This is a genomic window from Chelativorans sp. YIM 93263, from assembly GCF_028767125.1.
Classification (GTDB): domain Bacteria; phylum Pseudomonadota; class Alphaproteobacteria; order Rhizobiales; family Rhizobiaceae; genus Chelativorans.
This window is the reverse complement of the sequence record NZ_JAKCWP010000002.1, coordinates 226,517-243,539: the sequence shown is the minus strand read 5'-3', so window position 1 is coordinate 243,539 and position 17,023 is coordinate 226,517. Positions and strand designations below refer to the sequence as shown.

At 58.8% G+C, this 17,023-nt stretch carries 17 protein-coding genes and 1 tRNA gene; 10 read left to right on the top strand and 8 right to left on the bottom strand.

Annotated elements, in window-relative coordinates; genetic code table 11:
- Positions 1 to 17: 17 nt before the first annotated feature.
- From LY631_RS05345 to moaA, 6 genes are all read right to left on the bottom strand, one after another.
- Positions 18 to 851, bottom strand: a complete 834-nt coding sequence (locus LY631_RS05345) for an ABC transporter permease (RefSeq protein ID WP_274424093.1) — start codon at positions 849 to 851, stop codon at positions 18 to 20.
- Positions 848 to 1,561, bottom strand: coding sequence for an ABC transporter permease (locus tag LY631_RS05340; protein ID WP_274424092.1), 714 nt, complete (start codon positions 1,559 to 1,561; stop codon positions 848 to 850). The genes LY631_RS05345 and LY631_RS05340 overlap by 4 nt, the downstream gene beginning before the upstream one ends.
- A 119-nt stretch (positions 1,562 to 1,680) precedes the next feature.
- Entirely contained in the window at positions 1,681 to 2,466 is a 786-nt protein-coding gene (locus LY631_RS05335; protein ID WP_274424091.1) for an ABC transporter substrate-binding protein, read from the bottom strand.
- Positions 2,467 to 2,578: 112 nt separating this feature from the next.
- A complete protein-coding gene (gene mobB, locus LY631_RS05330; protein WP_274424090.1) occupies positions 2,579 to 3,091 on the bottom strand; it encodes a molybdopterin-guanine dinucleotide biosynthesis protein B in 513 nt (170 codons plus the stop codon).
- 91 nt (positions 3,092 to 3,182) lie between these two features.
- Positions 3,183 to 4,388 carry a multidrug effflux MFS transporter gene (locus LY631_RS05325; protein ID WP_274424089.1) on the bottom strand — a complete coding sequence of 402 codons (1,206 nt, stop codon included), beginning with the start codon at positions 4,386 to 4,388 and terminating at the stop codon, positions 3,183 to 3,185.
- Positions 4,389 to 4,536: 148 nt separating this feature from the next.
- Complete coding sequence (gene moaA / locus LY631_RS05320) at positions 4,537 to 5,544, bottom strand: GTP 3',8-cyclase MoaA (protein WP_274424088.1); 1,008 nt, start codon at positions 5,542 to 5,544, stop codon at positions 4,537 to 4,539.
- Between the two features lie 152 nt (positions 5,545 to 5,696).
- On the opposite strand from moaA, the gene LY631_RS05315 reads away from it, so the two are divergent.
- From LY631_RS05315 to LY631_RS05305, 3 genes are all read left to right on the top strand, one after another.
- Positions 5,697 to 6,050 carry a DUF971 domain-containing protein gene (locus LY631_RS05315; protein WP_274424087.1) on the top strand — a complete coding sequence of 118 codons (354 nt, stop codon included), beginning with the start codon at positions 5,697 to 5,699 and terminating at the stop codon, positions 6,048 to 6,050.
- Entirely contained in the window at positions 6,040 to 6,675 is a 636-nt protein-coding gene (locus LY631_RS05310; RefSeq protein ID WP_274424086.1) for a pyridoxamine 5'-phosphate oxidase family protein, read from the top strand. Before LY631_RS05315 ends, LY631_RS05310 begins: the two co-directional genes overlap by 11 nt.
- 227 nt (positions 6,676 to 6,902) lie before the next feature.
- Positions 6,903 to 8,807, top strand: coding sequence for a L,D-transpeptidase family protein (locus LY631_RS05305; RefSeq protein ID WP_338000417.1), 1,905 nt, complete (start codon positions 6,903 to 6,905; stop codon positions 8,805 to 8,807).
- 48 nt (positions 8,808 to 8,855) lie between these two features.
- On the opposite strand, the gene LY631_RS05300 is transcribed toward LY631_RS05305, so the two are convergent.
- Together LY631_RS05300 and LY631_RS05295 are read right to left on the bottom strand one after the other, a co-directional pair.
- Positions 8,856 to 8,930 (bottom strand) — tRNA-Val (locus LY631_RS05300).
- A 54-nt stretch (positions 8,931 to 8,984) separates the two neighbouring features.
- Entirely contained in the window at positions 8,985 to 9,680 is a 696-nt protein-coding gene (locus tag LY631_RS05295) for an HAD family hydrolase (protein WP_274424085.1), read from the bottom strand.
- A gap of 140 nt (positions 9,681 to 9,820) precedes the next feature.
- Between LY631_RS05295 and rpiA the strand changes: the two genes are divergently transcribed.
- The 7 genes from rpiA to LY631_RS05260 all read left to right on the top strand — a co-directional run bounded on the left by rpiA (position 9,821) and on the right by LY631_RS05260 (position 17,013).
- Complete coding sequence (gene rpiA, locus LY631_RS05290; RefSeq protein WP_274424084.1) at positions 9,821 to 10,546, top strand: ribose-5-phosphate isomerase RpiA; 726 nt, start codon at positions 9,821 to 9,823, stop codon at positions 10,544 to 10,546.
- A gap of 2 nt (positions 10,547 to 10,548) precedes the next feature.
- Complete coding sequence (locus LY631_RS05285; RefSeq protein WP_274424456.1) at positions 10,549 to 11,079, top strand: DUF2059 domain-containing protein; 531 nt, start codon at positions 10,549 to 10,551, stop codon at positions 11,077 to 11,079.
- Between the two features lie 126 nt (positions 11,080 to 11,205).
- Positions 11,206 to 12,594: a glutathione-disulfide reductase gene (gor, locus tag LY631_RS05280; RefSeq protein WP_274424455.1), complete on the top strand. Its 1,389-nt coding sequence runs from the start codon at positions 11,206 to 11,208 to the stop codon at positions 12,592 to 12,594.
- 133 nt (positions 12,595 to 12,727) lie between these two features.
- Positions 12,728 to 14,104, top strand: a complete 1,377-nt coding sequence (locus tag LY631_RS05275) for a class II 3-deoxy-7-phosphoheptulonate synthase (RefSeq protein ID WP_274424454.1) — start codon at positions 12,728 to 12,730, stop codon at positions 14,102 to 14,104.
- A 127-nt stretch (positions 14,105 to 14,231) separates the two neighbouring features.
- Positions 14,232 to 14,666, top strand: coding sequence for a GFA family protein (locus LY631_RS05270; RefSeq protein ID WP_274424083.1), 435 nt, complete (start codon positions 14,232 to 14,234; stop codon positions 14,664 to 14,666).
- 2 nt (positions 14,667 to 14,668) lie between these two features.
- Positions 14,669 to 15,268, top strand: coding sequence for a hemerythrin domain-containing protein (locus LY631_RS05265; RefSeq protein ID WP_274424082.1), 600 nt, complete (start codon positions 14,669 to 14,671; stop codon positions 15,266 to 15,268).
- Between the two features lie 65 nt (positions 15,269 to 15,333).
- The gene (locus LY631_RS05260) at positions 15,334 to 17,013 is read left to right on the top strand and encodes an NAD+ synthase (protein ID WP_274424081.1); all 1,680 of its coding nucleotides are present in this window, start codon (positions 15,334 to 15,336) and stop codon (positions 17,011 to 17,013) included.
- The last annotated feature ends 10 nt before the right edge of the window (positions 17,014 to 17,023 follow it).

Genomic DNA, 17,023 nt, shown 5'->3' with positions numbered 1-17,023 from the left:
TCCAAGACACAGGCTTTTTACCGACGCAGGTGTCGTGTCAACCGCCGTTCGATACGATCTACGGCCATGCGCAAGATTTCGACCAGCCCGAGATAGATGAGGGCCGCCCAAACATAGGTCTGGAAATCGAACGTGCGTGCATAGGCGCGGCGGGTCTCGCCCATCAAGTCGTAGACCGTGATGATCGCAACGATGGCCGAACCTTTCAGCATGAGGACGACCTCGTTGCCAAGGGGGCGGAGCGCCACTGTCGCGGCTTGAGGTATTATGATCTTTCTCAACGTTTGCAGGCGGGAAAGACCAAGTGCAGAGGCCGCTTCCCACTGACCGCGGCCGACGTTCTCGATCGCGCCACGCAGAATTTCCGCCTGATAGGCGGAGGTGTTCAGCGTGAAGGCGAAGAGTGCACAATACCATGCTTCGCGAAAAAAGCCCCAGAGGCCGACAGCCTGAAGCTCCGGCCGAAAGGAACCAAGGCCGTAATAGACCAGAAATACCTGGGCGATGAGTGGCGTGCCGCGGAAGAAATAGACATAGCCATAGGCTGCGGCTGACACGACCCGGTTGTCCGATCGCCGGCCCAGCGCGATGGGCACTGCGAGGGCGGCGCCGACTACAACCGAAATCGCGACAAGTTGGACGGTAATCCACAAGCCGGAAAGATATTGTGGTGCGTAACGCTGGAAAAGCTCCGGATTCCATGAGGAGACAAGGAACAGCGCGATGCCCAGGCTGGCCAACCCCCACAGGCATAGGAGCGCCACACCCGCTATACGCGCCTTCGTCCATGTCTGTTTCTGCACCGGCGGCGGTAGTTCGCGGGAATCAGAGACAGTTTGGGGGACACTCATCGCATTACCCCGCCGACGGAGACGCGGCGCTCAATCGTGGACAGGACCACGGAGGAGAGGAGCGCGAGCACCAGATAAAGCAGACACGCGACGCCGAAGAACAGAAATGCCTCTCTTGTGACCCGGGCGGCAATGCCCGCCTGGCGCAAGATGTCGGAAAGGCCAATGACGGAAACGAGCGCGGTTTCTTTCAGCAGGATGAGCCACAGATTGGAAAGCCCGGGCAGGGCAAGGCGGATGAGCTGAGGAAGGATGACGAGACGCATGGTGCGGCCTCGCGACAGGCCGATTGCATAAGCGCCTTCATACTGACCCTGCGGAATGGCGCGAAAGGCGGATACGAAGACCTCGCTTGAGTAGGCCGAGAAGACCGCGCCCAACGCCACCATGCCTGCAACAAAGGCGTTGATCTCGATGCCGCTCGAGCGCCCGGTCATCTGCGCAAGCTGCTGAATGGCGATCTGGGCGCCATAGAACACCAGAAAGAGCGTCAGAAGCTCCGGCAGGCCGCGAAAGATTGTGGTGTAGATGTTGGCGGCCAGACGCAGCGTGGCATCCTGCGATGTCTTGGCCAGCGAGAGTGCGAAACCCACGGCAAGCCCGAAGGGCAGGGTGGCGAGCGCCAAACTCACGGTGACAAGGACTCCGGCGGCAATATCGTCACCCCAGCCCTCGGGGCCGAAATTAACTAAGGTCAGAATGCCGTCCATGCCTCACCGTCGCCCAGGTGCTTCGCGTGTTTCTGACGGGTACCGGGTGCGTAGATTATCACCGCATAAAGAAACGCGGCGGGATTGCTCCCGCCACGATCTAGATAACGCGTACGCGCTCAGCCGCCATAGACGTCGAACGAGAAGTACTTGTCGTTGATTTCCTGGTAGGTGCCGTTTTCGCGGATGGCCTGGATCGCTTCGTTAAACTTCTCTCGCAGCTCATCTTCGCCCTGGCGCACGGCGATGCCAATGCCTTCGCCATAGATCTCTTCGATGGGCGTAACCGTATCGACAACCTTGCAGCACGCGCCATTGTCCGAATCCAGCCACTCCTGGAGCACGATGATATCGTCGATGACGGCGTCGAGGCGGCCGTTCTCCATATCCAGCTTGTACTCTTCGGCGGTCGGATAGCCGCGCACCTCACTGTCGGTATAGGTGGCTTCGGCATAGTTGAAATGCGTTGTCGAGCCCTGGGCACCGATAACCTTGCCGGCCAGGTCTTCCGTTGTCACACCCGTGATGTTCGAATCATTCGGCACAACGATAGCAGGTGGCGTATTGTAGTATTTCTCGGTGAAATCGACCTGCTCTTTACGGTCTTCTGTAATTGACATGGACGCGATGATGGCATCGAATCGGCCGGCCTGGAGCGCGGGAATGATGCCATCCCAGTCCTGCGTGATGAACTCGCACTCTGCGTTCATCTCTTCACAAAGGGCGCGTGCGATGTCGATATCGAAGCCCTGCAGCTCACCGTCGGCGGTGATGTAGTTGAAGGGCGGGTATGCGCCTTCCGTGCCGATCTTGATCTGCATCTGCTCCTGGGCTTGAACCGAGCCCGCGGTGAGCGCCACGGCAGCGGCGGAACATCCGAACGCAATTAGTCGTGTGATATGCATAAGTTCCTCTCTGTCGTTTATGCCCCGCTTTATGCGTCATTGGCGCGAGGCTTAGTACGATATTCCCATTCTTCGCAATCAAATTGCAACCATAAAGCTTGCGGGTCGGCAATCAGTCTTTCGGAAGGTCAAGATGGTCGGCGATAAATCCGGCAATTCCATCCACATCGTCCAAAGCAAACAAGGGAAGATCTCCTGTTTTGGAAGCATGGTCGGCGGCGACGGCGCGGATATTGGGAACCGCCCCGGCAAGAGGTGTCTGGTCGCGAGCCTCGAGGCGGCGGCATTCGATTTTCGGATGCGGCTCCCTCTTATAGCCTTCGACCAACACGAGATCGCAGGGTGATAGTTTTTCAAGGACATCGTCGAGTGCCGGCTCTTCCTCCTCGCGGATTTCATGCAGGAGAGCCCACCGGCGGGAGGAAACAATGGCAGTCTCTACGGCACCGGCATTTCTGTGGCGGAACGAATCGGTCCCTGGCTGCTCGAGGTCGAAGGTGTGATGGGCGTGCTTAACCGTGGCGACACGGAGACCGCGGCGGGCAAACTCCTCTACAAGGTTCTCGGTGAGTGTCGTCTTTCCCGAATTCTTCCAGCCGGTTATGCCAAAGATTCTCTGTGTCATTTGACCAGTTTCACCATCTGCCCAGTTCTCGCGAAGTATGCCAGGGTGATGTTGAAGAACAGATCGTAAGTCCGCATGCCTCTAACAGCCTCTAAAGATCGCCCATCTGCCTTGCAACGTGCATCACATACAGCGCGGCGGCGATGGCGCAAAGGCTGGAAAAAAGCATGACGAAGAGTAGAGGATAGGCGCCAGATTCGAGCGTGAGAAAGGCTCCGCCGGCAACCGAGAGGATCGCACCCCCGCCGATCTGAAGCGCTCCGCCTAACCCCGAGGCGGAGCCCGCCAGATGCGGACGTACGCTGACCATGCCGGCATTTGCGCTGGGGAGGGTAATGCCATTGCCCATTCCGACGAAGAAGGTCGGGCCGAAGAACGTCAGCGGATGACTATAGCCGACCGCAAAGAGCAGCACCGCCAGGGCCACGCCAACCGTGGAAACGAGGTTTCCGATCAGCATCATCCGGTTGATCCCGACATGGCGAGCGTACCGGCCCGACAGAAAATTTCCAAGCGCGTACCCCGCGGTGATCAGGGCGAAGTACATTCCGTAGGTCGACGGCGAAAGCTCAAGGATTTGCGTCGCAACGAACGGCCCTCCGCCGAGGAAGGCGAAGAAACCGCCAGAGGTGAATGCGGCTGTTGCCGAATAGCCCCAGAAGCGACGCGAGCGGAAGAGTTCCGGATAACTGCGGAGCTGGCTGGTCATGCTCGCGCTACGGCTCATGTTGGTTTCCCCGAGGTCGAGATAGACGATAGCGAAACCGAGTAGGCCGATAATCAGCATCAGATGGAATGCGGCCTGCCAGCCGTAGAGTTCGTCAAGCAAACCGCCGAGGATCGGCCCGAGCATGGGGGCGACCGTCATTCCCATCGTGATGTAGCCGATGCGGCTTGCGGCCTCGTCCGTGCCGACCGTGTCGCGCACAATCGCGCGTGACAGGACCATACCCGCTGCTGCGAAGGCTTGCAGAACACGAAAGAAAAGAAACAGCTCCACCGTCGGCGCGTAGGTAGCGGCCAGCGTGCTGAGGATAAACACACCGAAGCTGAACAGCATCACTGGGCGGCGACCAAATCGGTCGGAGGCCGGACCGATGCCGAGTTGCAGGATTGCGGTGGCGGCAAGATAAAGGGAAACGGCGAGCTGAACGATGCCGTAATCTGCTCCGAAATAGATCGCCATGCCCGGCAGAGAGGGCAGAAAGAGGTTCATCGCGATCGAAGCCGTGGCCGCTGCCATGACCAGCGTGAGGATGTGCGGCGGTGTCGTGCTAGCGAGGGGGCGGACGGTCATATTGCCTTCTGCGATGCAAACTACCCGGAGGCGGATGTCTCATGCCGCATCATTTGCTCGCACAGAGGGCCGCTTCCGGAAAAATCGTAAGAATTGCTTATGACCGAAATCGCCGGAAGGCAATCGGTCCAGAAGGCGAAAACTTTTGTCAGCCGCCAGTTACGCTCATATGGCGCGAGACAGCCGGGCGCCGCGTCTTGCGATCTATGACGAAGTCATGGCCCTTGGGCTTACGACCGATAGCCTCATCAATGGCGTGAGAAAGAAGCTCATTCCCCTCCGAAGCGCGCAACGGCTCGCGCAGATCGGCCGCATCCTCCTGGCCGAGACACATATATAGGGTGCCGGTGCAGGTCAGCCGGACGCGGTTGCAGCTTTCGCAGAAATTGTGGGTGAGGGGTGTGATGAAGCCGAGCCGACCGCCGGTCTCGGCAACCTCCACGTAGCGGGCAGGGCCGCCGGTTTTATATGGGATATCAGTGAGCGTGAACTGCTGTTCCAGCTGCGCACGAAGCTGCGAAAGCGGGAGGTACTGATCCGTCCGATCGGCGTCGATCTCACCCATCGGCATGGTTTCGATCACCGTCATATCCATGCCACGACCGTGGGCCCATCGCAGCATCTCCGGGATCTCCTGGTCGTTAAATCCCTTGAGGGCCACCGTGTTGATCTTGATCTTCAGGCCAGCTTCCTGTGCGGCATCCATCCCGCGTTTAACCTTATCGAAGACGCCCCAGCGCGTGATGGCTTGGAATTTCTCCGAGTCGAGCGTATCGAGGGACAGATTCACCCGACGCACGCCGCAGTCAGCAAGTTCACCAGCAAAACGCTCGAGCTGCGAGCCGTTTGTGGTAAGCGTCAGTTCCTCTAGCGCACCGGTTTTCAAGTGACCGGAAAGCTGGCGAACCAGATGCATGATGTTCTTGCGTACCAGGGGCTCGCCGCCCGTCAGGCGTAGCCTTCGCACGCCCCTGTTGATGAAGACCGAACAAAGCCGCTCCAGCTCTTCCAGGCTCAGGAGATCTTTCTTTGGCAGGAATGTCATGTCCTCTGCCATGCAATAGACGCAGCGGAAATCGCAGCGATCGGTGACCGAGACGCGCAAATATGTAATTTCCCGGCCGAACGGGTCGATCATGCTGCTAGCTGGGATCATGATATTCTGCCTTGCTCCTCCGGACCTGACATGACATGTCGGGCACCGACTACAGAGTTTCAAGTGTTACGGTAACACTTGGAAAAGGACTGCCGCAATCGCTATGGATACGTTCTTTTCATGCATGAGCATCGCGTAATAGAGGGAAGCCGATGAAGCCGCCCCAGGAATTGCGTGTCTCCAAGGACCGAAAGTTTCTGACCGTGAGCTTTGCGGATGAGGCGCCGGTATCGGTCAGTGCAGAGATGCTGCGAGTGCTTTCGCCTTCAGCGGAGGTGCAGGGCCACGCGCCGGAACAGCGGGTGACGGTGCCCGGCAAGAAGGACGTGACCATCACGCGCATAGAGCCGGTGGGCAACTACGCGGTCCGGATCGTGTTCAGCGACGGACACGAAACGGGGTTATATAGCTGGACCTATCTGGCGCGGCTCGGAAACGAGCGCGAACAGCTTTGGCAGGATTATTTGCGCGAACTTGAGGAGAGGGGGTTGAGCCGTGACGGTTGAGGCATCGGCGTATTCGAATGTCATCGAGACGGTAGAGGAATTGGAGGCCGTTTACGGCCAGCCCTCCCAGGCGTCAATCATTAAGGAGATTGACCGTGTCATTCCCGCCTATGCAGCATTTATCGAGGCGTCTCCGTTCGTCGGGTTGGCCACTTCCGGTCCGGAAGGGCTGGATTGCTCGCCGCGTGGCGACCAGCCGGGATTTGTGCGCATTCATGATGAGCGCACGCTGATGATGCCCGACCGCCGCGGAAATAATCGAATCGACTCGCTGAGGAATATCGTTGTCGATGGCCGGGTCGGCCTCTTGTTTTTCGTTCCTGGTTCGGGAACGACGCTGCGCGTTAATGGCCGGGCACGGGTCTCCGTCGACGCCGAGTTGTGTGCCTCCTTCGCTGTTTCGGGAAAGGCGCCGCGCTCGGTGATCGTAGTCACGGTCGACAGTATCTATTTTCAATGTGCTCGCGCCATTCATCGCTCACGTCTCTGGGATCCTGAATCCTGGATCGATCCTGCGGATCTGCCGACACCCGGTGCCATTCTCGGTGAACTCAGCCGCGGCGAATTCGATGGCAACAAGTATGATGCCGAATGGCCGGAGCGCGCGGCGAAAACGATGTGGTAGCGGCTCCAGATCTCGGAGTTCGTCAAAATCGGCTACGCGCAGGTGCCTCCGGTCTGTGTTTGTTGCGGGCTTGCAACATGCCCCCGAAATCCAGTCCGTATTAGTGCCTATTTACCCTTTCGTTACCAAAAACTGGCGACCGTAACTTCTCGTTATCATACCGACAGTGGTAGACGGAGGTGGCCGTTTTGGGCCAGTGGGGAACAAATAAGATAGGGCGGATTTTTATGTCCATGAGACGCGCAAAACGGAGCAGTGTTGCCGTTCTTTCGCTGGCGATCGGTGCGGCCGTATGGTCTGAGCCGGCAAGCGCGGAGCGGTATCTTTTCGACATACTTTTTGGAAACGGCCAACGAGCCCAGCAACAGACCGCGCCGGAGCAGCGTCGTCAGGTTCGCTCGCCGGCTGCGCCGAGCCAGCAGCATAGCAAGCCGCGGCGTTCATCTGTGGAGCGGCGTTCATCTGTAGAAGTGCCGAAGGTTTCCTCCCCATCCTTCTACAACTATCAGCCCGATGCGCCAGTCCGGGTAGACCCTTCGAAGATCGAAGCCCATCTTGATGAAGAAGGGGAAGCATCGACCTTTAGAGAGGCGCTGTCGGCGCTCACAGATTTCGAGTTGTTGGCGGAGGAGCAGATCGCCGCAGCCATCATCGCGCATTACTCGAATAAGCCGGATTTTATCTGGGTGGATGGGAACAAGCCGAACGAGAGGGCCCGGGCAGTGCTGCGCATTCTCGGCGATGCGGGCGAGTTCGGGCTTTCCGAGACGGATTACGTGGTCAATCTGCCTGGTAGAGCGCCGGGCTCCCTCGATATGGCCGCAGAGCGCCGGGACGCGTTGATGCGCTTCGAACTAACGCTTTCGGCGCGCGCTCTGCGCTACGCACGGGATGCAAATACCGGGCGGGTCAATCCAAACAAGCTCTCCGGCTACCACGATTTTCCCGAAAAGGCCCTGGAGGAAAGCCGGGTCCTGCGAGTGCTGGCGGATTCGCGGAAGCCCGCCAATTATTTGGAGGCATTGCATCCACAGAACGCTTCCTACGCGGCCTTGGTGGAAGAGTTGGAGGTACTGCGGGAGAGCCCGGAAAAGGAAATTCTGGTCGCGCCGGACACCTTCGTGCGGCCGGGTGCAAGTCATCCCGAGTTTCCGAAGATCCTCCGCATCATTGATCGGGATGCCGATAAGGATTTCCGAGACGAGTACGGAAAAACACTCGCGGAACATATGGGGGGCGAGACATACTCGCGCGAACTTGAGCCAGTTATCAAAGCAGCGCAGGAAAAGCACGATCTTAATCCTGACGGAATCGTTGGGCCCCAAACAGTCGATTCCCTAGCGGGCGACTCGAACGCTGCGCGGATCGAGAAAGTGCAGCTGGCGCTGGAAAGGCTTCGCTGGCATCCATCTCGCCTTGGCAGCACGCGCGTGATGATCAATGCGGCCGGCTATGAGGCGAGCTATATCGAAAACGGGCAGGAAAAACTGTCCATGAGGACAGTCGTCGGGAAGCCGTCAAACCAGACCAGCTTTTTCTATGACGAGATTGAGTATGTGGAATTCAATCCGTATTGGGGCGTGCCTCGCTCGATTATCGTGAACGAGATGCTTCCGAAGCTACGTCGCAATCCGCACTACCTCGACGAGAGGGGATACGAAGTGACGAACGCCCAGGGGCGACGGGTGTCCTCTGCGGCAGTCGACTGGTGGGGACACGGCTCCAGGATTCCCTACAATGTGCGCCAGAAGCCGGGGAAATCCAATGCGCTTGGCGCTTTGAAGATCATGTTTCCCAACAAGCACGCGATCTATATGCACGACACCCCGGAGAAAGCGTTGTTCGAGCGCGATACACGTGCCTTCAGCCATGGCTGTGTGCGTCTTCAGGAACCACGCGAGATGGCAGCCGCCGTTCTTGGCACGTCGGTCGACGAGATCGACCGCAGGGTGGCGCAGGGGCAGAATTCGCGTCAGGATATGAAGGAAACCATCCCGGTTTATGTGGGCTACTTCACGGCATGGCCTGATGCTTCGGGCGAGGTCGACTATCACCGCGACGTCTACGAACGCGACGAAAACCTGAAGAAGGCCTTGACCAAGGTTGAAGAGATGCGCTCACCCGGAAGCTGATGATGCAACTGGTGGGTCAGCCTGAATGATCTATTCGCTGAATTGAGATGGTGGGCGCGACAGGGATTGAACCTGTGACCCCACCCGTGTGAAGGGTGTGCTCTCCCGCTGAGCTACGCGCCCACTCGGCAGTACGTGCCAAGTGCGCGGCGATATAAGGGTGGCCCGGTGTGGAAGTCAAGACGCCGGTTGGCCCGTGGCAGCTTTAATAAGATCGTTTGCCAATTGCACCGTCAGTTCATCGAAATGGGAGATAATGTGGCTCGGCTCAAACTCGCGCACATGACGGTCGGTATAGCCAAAATCCACGGCCACAACGGGGATCTGTGCGGCTTTGGCTGTATCGATGTCGGTTCGTGAGTCGCCGATCATGATTGCCCGGTCGGGATTTCCACCCGCCTTCTCGATGGTGCCTAAGAGATGACGCGGATCCGGCTTCTTGTGGTCGAAAGTGTCCGCACCGCAGATCGCGGCGAAGCGCGGCGCGAGAGCAAGTTCTCGCAACAGGTGCACTGATAGCTGTTCCTGCTTGTTTGTGCACACGGCGCAAATATAGCCCGCATCGTGAAAGCGGTCGATGGTTTCGATGACACCAGGGAAGGGTTGTGACCGCCCCGGCATGCCGGCTGAATAATGCTCGTGAAAGAGCGCAAAGAGAGAATCGAGTTGCTCCCTGCCAAGCGGCCGGCCATGGGCCTCGAAGGCACGCTCGATCATCACCCGCCCGCCGAATCCGACAAATCGGTTAATCTCCGCAGGATCGACCTCAGGGACATCGACGGTGCGCAGACAGTGATTGAGGCTGTCCAGAAGATCCGGGGCGGTGTGGACGAGTGTTCCGTCGAGATCGAAAACAATGGTCGGTGAGGCCACGGGCAATCTTCCTTCTTTTAGGTATGCCGAATACAGCGATCCACAGCATTCCTCAAGCGGTTCACGCAAACGTCAAAGTCATTTGCGGGATGTGGCGAAAGACGTTAGGAAGCGGTGGAACCCCATCGGGCGAGGATGGAATGGACGCAGAAACCCTGAAAGCGGCGGCGGCGCGCGCTGCATTGGACAGTGTCAAAAGCGGCATGAAGCTTGGCATCGGCTCCGGCTCGACGGCAGAGCATTTTGTGCGGGTGCTGGCGGAGAAAGTGGCGGTGGGACTTGATATCATCGGCGTTCCCACGTCCAGCCGCACCGAAGCGTTGTGCCGTGAGCTTTCCGTGCCGCTGACCACGCTCGACGAGACGCCGAGGCTCGATCTGGTGGTCGACGGGGCCGATGAGATCGATCCCGTCATGGACCTGATAAAGGGCGGTGGTGGCGCTCTTCTGCGGGAGAAAATTGTCGCTGCCGCGTCGGAGCGGATGATCGTCATTGCCGATGAAAGCAAGCTTGTCGATAAGCTGGGTCGCTTTCCGTTGCCGATCGAGGTCAATGCGTTTGGACTTGGTGCGACGAAGGTGGCAATCGAAACGGCTGCCAGCAGGCTTGGCCTGTCCGGCGAGATCACGTTGCGCATGGCAGGAGACGGCCCCTTCCTCACGGACGGCGGGCATCTCATCCTTGATGCATCTTTTGGCCGTATTCCGGCAACAAGAAGGCTTGCCGGAGAACTGAACGCGATACCTGGTGTCGTTGAGCACGGACTGTTCATCGGCATGGCCGACAAAGCCATACTTGCCGGCAAGGAAGGTATCAGAGAAATCGACGCAAAAGCGGAACACACAATAAAAACGGAGCTGGATTGACGATGACATTGGCCAAACGTGCTCGCCTTGCGGTGTTCGCCATTGGGGTATCCTTTGCCGCCGTGTCTCTACCGGCCGGCGCGCAGGACGTTTCCGATTCGCATCTGCAAGCGGCGCGTGCTGCCGTGGATGCAATCGAGGCCACGACGCGGTACGACGAAATTCTACCCGATGCTGCTCAGCGGCTCAAAAGCGAGCTGATTCAACAGAATCCGAACATGGTGGACGTGATTGAATCGACTGTGAACGAGCAGGCCTTGGAGTTGGCCGGGCGTCGCGGCGACCTGGAGACTGAGGCGGCGCTGGCCTATGCTCAGGTCTTTAGCGAAGACGAGTTGAACCAAATCGCCGAATTCTACAATTCGCCGGCCGGCCAGAAACTGTTATCGGACGGACCGATTGTAACGCGCGAGGTCAGAGAGGCGGCGGAAATCTGGCGCCGTGGTGTTATTAGGGACCTCTCAGCAGGAGTTGGCGAGAAGCTTCAGCCGGAGGCAGGTGTCGAGCCGTCCGACGAAGACGGCGAAGGCTAACGCTAACACCGATCACCCGAATTTTACGGAATCTGAAAGTCCCGCCGTACGGGCGGGCTTTCATTTTGCGTGAGACGTCATAGCTGACAGAATGTCCAGAACGGGGAGAGGGCGGTGGAACAAACAATGGCGAATTTCGATCTCGATCTTTTTGTCATCGGCGGCGGTTCGGGTGGCGTCCGGGCAGGGCGCTTGGCTGCCGCCATGGGCAAGCGCGTGGCCATTGCCGAGGAATACCGGTTTGGCGGCACATGCGTGATCCGCGGTTGCGTGCCGAAAAAGCTGTTTGTCTATGCGTCCCAATTTCCCGAGCATTTCGAAGATGCCGCCGGCTATGGCTGGTCCAGCGGCGAGACGCGCTTTGACTGGAGGACGCTGGTCGCAAACAAGGACAAGGAGATCGCCCGGCTGGAAGGGCTCTATCGCAAGGGGCTCGAGAATGCCGGTGCGCGCGTTATAGAGGGCAGGGCGGTTATCACCGATCGGCATACTGTCCAGGTGGGTGGCGAAACGCTGACAGCGGAGAATATTCTCATCGCGACCGGTGGCCGGCCAAATCCGCACGAGGCGCTGCCCGGTCATGAACATTGTATCTTCTCCAATGAAGCATTTGATCTGCCCGAATTGCCACGGTCTATCGCTATCGAAGGTGGAGGATACATCGCCGTAGAGTTCGCCAATATTTTTCATGGCCTGGGCGTCGAAACGACGCTGGTGTATCGCGGCAAGGAGATCCTGAACCGCTTCGACGGCGATATTCGCCGCAGCCTGCACGAAGCCATGGAAGCCAAGGGTATCCGGGTCATCTGTCAGGATATTCTGGAGGGCGTCGAAAAGCGTGAGGATGGACGCCTGGATGTCCGCTTCAAAGAGCGCGAGGGCATGACCTTCGACAAGGTGATGCTCGCCATCGGGCGTATTCCCAATACAGAGGGACTTGGCCTGGAGGCAGCCGGCGTCGAGACCGGGGTGAAGGGCGAAATCCTGGTGGATCCGTATTCGCGAACCAATGTCGAGAATATTTGGGCCATCGGTGATGTGACCGACCGCGTTCAGCTGACGCCCGTGGCCATACACGAGGCCATGTGCTTTATCGAAACGATCTTTAAGGGCAATCCGACCCAGGTAGATCATGACGATATCGCGACGGCCGTTTTCTCCCAGCCTGAGATCGGAACTGTCGGGCTGAGCGAGGAAACTGCGCAGAAGCGGTATGACGAACTGGAAATCTACCGTGCCAGCTTCCGACCAATGCGCCATACGCTTTCCGGGCGGCAGGAAAAGATGATGATGAAACTAGTGGTCGATGCGGCCTCACGGCGGGTGGTGGGCGCGCACGTGCTCGGACCCGATGCGGGCGAGCTGGCTCAGGTGCTTGGAATAACCATAAAGGCCGGGCTGACGAAGGATGCGTTCGACCGCACCATGGCCGTGCACCCGACAGCCGCCGAGGAACTGGTGACCATGTACACGCCGACTTATCGTGTCAGGAAGGGCGAGCGCGTGGAGGGATGATCCGGCGTTCATGGCGTATCACCGTCGATTTGCGGGCAAAAGCGGGGTAGTATCGTCGCCTGGCTTTCGCTAAATAGCGTATCGCCATGCCATGGGCACGTGGCGGCGGGATGGATATATGGGTATTGATGAAATGACTAAATGGGCGCCAAACTCCTGGAGGAACAAGCCAGTTCGGCAAGTGCCGGATTATCCGGATAAGGCCACACTGGCGGATGTCGAAGCACGAATGGCCACTTATCCGCCGCTCGTCTTTGCCGGTGAAGCGCGTAAGCTGAAAAAGCAGCTCGCCGCGGTGGCCGAGGGGCAGGCTTTTCTGCTCCAGGGCGGAGATTGCGCGGAAAGTTTTGCCGAGCACGGCGCCGACAATATCCGGGACCTGTTCCGTGTGTTTCTGCAGATGGCTGTGGTGCTGACTTTTGCGGCGTCGCAACCGGTGGTAAAGGTTGGACGGATCGCCGGCCAGTTTGCCAAGCCGCGCTCATCCGATACGGAGACGCGCGACGACGTTTCGCTGCCGTCCTATCGCGGCGATATCATCAACGGTATCGATTTCACAGATGCCTCTCGCATACCCGATCCGGCACGGCAGGAGATGGCCTATCGCCAGTCGGCCGCTACGCTGAACCTGTTGCGCGCGTTCGCCCAAGGCGGTTTCGCCAATCTGGAGAACGTGCACAAATGGACCATGGGCTTCATATCCAACAGTCCACAGGGGGAGCGTTATCAGGCGCTGGCCGATCGCATTTCCGAGTCCATGGAGTTCATGCGTGCGATCGGGATCAATGCCGACAATCATCCCTCGCTGCGTGAGACGGATTTCTACACCAGCCACGAGGCACTGCTCCTCGGCTATGAAGAGGCGTTGACGCGTATCGATTCCACTTCTGGTGAATGGTATGCCACCTCCGGTCACATGATCTGGATCGGCGATCGCACCCGCCAGCCGGATCACGCGCATGTGGAGTATTGCCGCGGGGTGAAAAACCCGTTGGGTCTGAAATGCGGCCCGTCGCTGGAGGCCGACGAACTGCTGCGGCTGATCGATGCGCTGAACCCGCAGAACGAGGCGGGGCGGCTTACTCTGATCGCGCGCTTCGGCGCGGAGAAAGCGGCCGATCACCTGCCCAAGCTGGTGCGCGCGGTGGAGAAAGAGGGCCGCAAGGTCGTCTGGTCGTGCGATCCTATGCATGGCAACACGGTTTCGCTCAACGGATACAAAACCCGGCCATTCGACCGCATTCTGCAGGAGGTGCAGACCTTCTTCGATGTACATCGCGCCGAAGGCACGCATCCCGGCGGCATCCACATCGAGATGACGGGCAACAACGTGACCGAATGCACGGGTGGCGCGTGGGCGATTTCGGCCGAGGATCTGCACGACCGTTACCATACCCATTGCGATCCGCGGCTGAACGCGGACCAGGCGCTCGAACTTGCTTTCTTGGTTGCCGAGCTCTTGAAAAAGGACGCTGCAGCGCACTCCGATCGGAAAGCCGCGGTCGGCTAAAACGGCGCGTTCCTGAGCGCCTTGATGGCGTCGCTGCGTTGATCGTTTCGTTCAAGACTTTGCGATACAGCTCAGGCCCTCGCCATGACATGATGGCGGGGGTTTTTGCTGATATGGAGATATGCAGATGAGAGAGGGCGGATGCCTTTGCGGGGCGGTTCGGTTTCGCACGAGCGGTGATATGCGCGGCGTGGTCTTCTGCCATTGTTCGCAATGCCGCAAGCAGACCGGCCACATCTATGCAGCCACAAATGCAGCGGATGCAGAATTGGAAGTCGATGGTGCGGACAAGCTTACCTGGTATGCCGCTTCCGACGCCGCTAAACGCGGATTTTGCAGCGTGTGCGGTTCGATCCTGTTCTGGAAACGCAACGGCTCCGATACTACATCGATCATGGCCGGGTCTTTCGACCAGCCTACCGCGCTCAAGGCGGAAGCCCACATCTTTGTTGCCGATAAGGGCGATTACTACGAGATCAATGACGGGTTGCCGCAATATCCGCATACGGGCGGCTTGAGTACGCTCGCGGACAACCCACGCAAACGGACGGATGAGCCTTAGACATGACCGAACTGCCGGCTGACCTGCGCATTGAGCACCGGAAGCAATTGCCGGACGATCTGCTGTTTCTCATTGAAAAGTACCCGCGCGAGACATGGGACGGCCACGCTAATCTCGGCGAGATGGCGCGTTTTTGGCTCCAGAGGCACGACATGTTCCGTGAACTTAGCGGGATGCTTCAAGGCAGTGTCGGGGAATACCGCGAAGGACAGCTCTCGCCTGTCGATTTCGCGCAATGGTTTGCGCCGCGTCTACGATTTTTCCTGCAGCAACTGCATGGTCACCACCAGATCGAGGATCTGCACTACTTTCCGGTTTTCGCCAAGGCGGAGCGGCGGTTGCAGCGCGGCTTCGATATTCTGGACAGCGACCACCACGTGATCCACGAGGCGCTCGAGCGCAACAGCGAGAAGGCGCGAGCATTCCTGATGTCACTTCAGGAGCAGGATTCGGATAGGCAGCGTTTCGCCGCGGACGCCTATGCTGATGAAAATGCGGGGCTGATCGAGATGTTGACCCGGCACTTGGCAGACGAGGAGGACCTTATCGTCCCTCTCATACTCGACCGGGGCGAGGATAATCTCGGCCTCGCCGGAGGCTGATCCGTCAGTCGTTACGAAACGTTGCATTCCTTGCAAGCCCCCTCCGTGCAAGCTACAGGAACGCCATGACCAATGCTGTTTCCGATACGTTTCGCGTCGCTGTCGCTCAACTCAATCCAACGGTGGGCGATATCGAAGGCAACCTGGCAAAGGCGCGCGACGCGCGCGCGGAGGCCGCGCGCCAGGGCGCCGATCTCGTACTATTTACGGAGCTATTCATTGCCGGGTATCCGCCGGAAGACCTGATCCTGAAGCCGGCCTTCGTTGCGGCTTGTGAGCGGGCGGTTGAGACTTTTGCCGCTGAAACGCGGGACGGCGGACCGGGTGTTATCATCGGCACCCCGCGCGGGAGCGACAACGGCGTCTACAACGCGGTAGCTGTTCTTGACGGTGGCGAGATAGTTGCTGAGCGATACAAGGTTGATCTTCCCAATTACGGCGAGTTTGACGAGAAGCGCGTTTTCCGTGCTGGCGAAAGCATGCCGGGACCGGTGAACTTCCGTGGCGTGCGCCTCGGTATCCCCGTTTGCGAGGATATCTGGGGACAACTCGACGTGTGCGAGACGCTCGCAGAATCGGGGGCGGAAATCCTGCTGGTACCGAATGGATCACCGTACTACCGGGGCAAGACCGATGTGCGTCAGCAGATCGTCATCGTCCAGGTGATCGAAAGTGGGCTGCCATTGATCTATGCCAATATGGTTGGCGGGCAGGACGAGCTCATCTTTGACGGGGCCTCCTTCGCTATTCAGTCGGATAAGTCGCTCGGTTTTCAGATGGGGCAGTTTGAGGAAACCGTCGCGGTCACGACCTGGCGAAGGCGCGATGAGGGCTGGGTCTGCGAGCCGGATCCGATGGCGATCATCCCTGACCGGGATGAGGCCGATTATCGCGCCTGCATGCTGGGCCTGCGCGACTATGTGAACAAGAACGGCTTCGAGGATGTTGTTCTCGGGCTCTCCGGAGGCGTGGATTCGGCGCTTTGTGCGGCGCTTGCGGTTGACGCGCTGGGCGCGGAGCGCGTCCGGGCAATCATGCTGCCCTATCGCTATACCTCGAAAGAGTCCCTGAAGGATGCTGAAGACTGTGCGCGGGCCCTTGGCTGTCGCTATGACATTGTTCCCATCTTCGAGCCGGTGGAAGGTTTTTCCAATGCGCTCGCCCAGGTGTTCGAGGGCACCCGGGAAGGCGTGACCGAGGAGAACCTGCAGAGCCGGACGCGCGGAACCTTGCTAATGGCGATTTCCAACAAGTTCGGGTCGATGCTGGTCACGACCGGCAACAAGTCGGAAATGTCGGTGGGCTACGCTACGCTTTACGGCGACATGAATGGCGGCTTTAACCCGATCAAGGATCTCTACAAGATGCAGGTCTATGGGCTCTGTCGGTGGCGGAACGCCCACGTTCCGCCTGGGGCGCTCGGGCCATCTGGGGAAGCTATCCCGGTGAATATCATCGACAAGGCACCGTCGGCGGAGCTGCGTGAAGGGCAGACCGACCAGGACAGCCTACCGCCTTATCCCATTCTGGACGATATTCTTGAATGCTTGGTGGAGAACGAGATGGCTGTCGACGACATCGTCGCGCGCGGACACGACCGGGAGATGGTGCACAAGGTCGAAAACCTGCTTTATGTGGCGGAGTACAAGCGCAGGCAAGCCGCGCCCGGCGTGAAGATCACTAGGAAGAATTTTGGGCGCGACCGGCGCTATCCGATTACGAACAAGTTCCGGGATCGAAGCTGAGGGGGTCACC

Excerpts from the sequence above, each read along its gene's own strand:
- LY631_RS05345 (WP_274424093.1), bottom strand. The coding sequence starts at position 851 with ATGAGTGTCCCCCAAACTGTCTCTGATTCCCGCGAACTACCGCCGCCG.
- LY631_RS05340 (WP_274424092.1), bottom strand. The coding sequence starts at position 1,561 with ATGGACGGCATTCTGACCTTAGTTAATTTCGGCCCCGAGGGCTGGGGT.
- LY631_RS05335 (WP_274424091.1), bottom strand. The coding sequence starts at position 2,466 with ATGCATATCACACGACTAATTGCGTTCGGATGTTCCGCCGCTGCCGTG.
- mobB (WP_274424090.1), bottom strand. The coding sequence starts at position 3,091 with ATGACACAGAGAATCTTTGGCATAACCGGCTGGAAGAATTCGGGAAAG.
- LY631_RS05325 (WP_274424089.1), bottom strand. The coding sequence starts at position 4,388 with ATGACCGTCCGCCCCCTCGCTAGCACGACACCGCCGCACATCCTCACG.
- moaA (WP_274424088.1), bottom strand. The coding sequence starts at position 5,544 with ATGATCCCAGCTAGCAGCATGATCGACCCGTTCGGCCGGGAAATTACA.
- LY631_RS05315 (WP_274424087.1), top strand. The coding sequence starts at position 5,697 with ATGAAGCCGCCCCAGGAATTGCGTGTCTCCAAGGACCGAAAGTTTCTG.
- LY631_RS05305 (WP_338000417.1), top strand. The coding sequence starts at position 6,903 with ATGTCCATGAGACGCGCAAAACGGAGCAGTGTTGCCGTTCTTTCGCTG.
- rpiA (WP_274424084.1), top strand. The coding sequence starts at position 9,821 with ATGGACGCAGAAACCCTGAAAGCGGCGGCGGCGCGCGCTGCATTGGAC.
- LY631_RS05285 (WP_274424456.1), top strand. The coding sequence starts at position 10,549 with ATGACATTGGCCAAACGTGCTCGCCTTGCGGTGTTCGCCATTGGGGTA.
- gor (WP_274424455.1), top strand. The coding sequence starts at position 11,206 with ATGGCGAATTTCGATCTCGATCTTTTTGTCATCGGCGGCGGTTCGGGT.
- LY631_RS05275 (WP_274424454.1), top strand. The coding sequence starts at position 12,728 with ATGACTAAATGGGCGCCAAACTCCTGGAGGAACAAGCCAGTTCGGCAA.
- LY631_RS05270 (WP_274424083.1), top strand. The coding sequence starts at position 14,232 with ATGAGAGAGGGCGGATGCCTTTGCGGGGCGGTTCGGTTTCGCACGAGC.
- LY631_RS05265 (WP_274424082.1), top strand. The coding sequence starts at position 14,669 with ATGACCGAACTGCCGGCTGACCTGCGCATTGAGCACCGGAAGCAATTG.
- LY631_RS05260 (WP_274424081.1), top strand. The coding sequence starts at position 15,334 with ATGACCAATGCTGTTTCCGATACGTTTCGCGTCGCTGTCGCTCAACTC.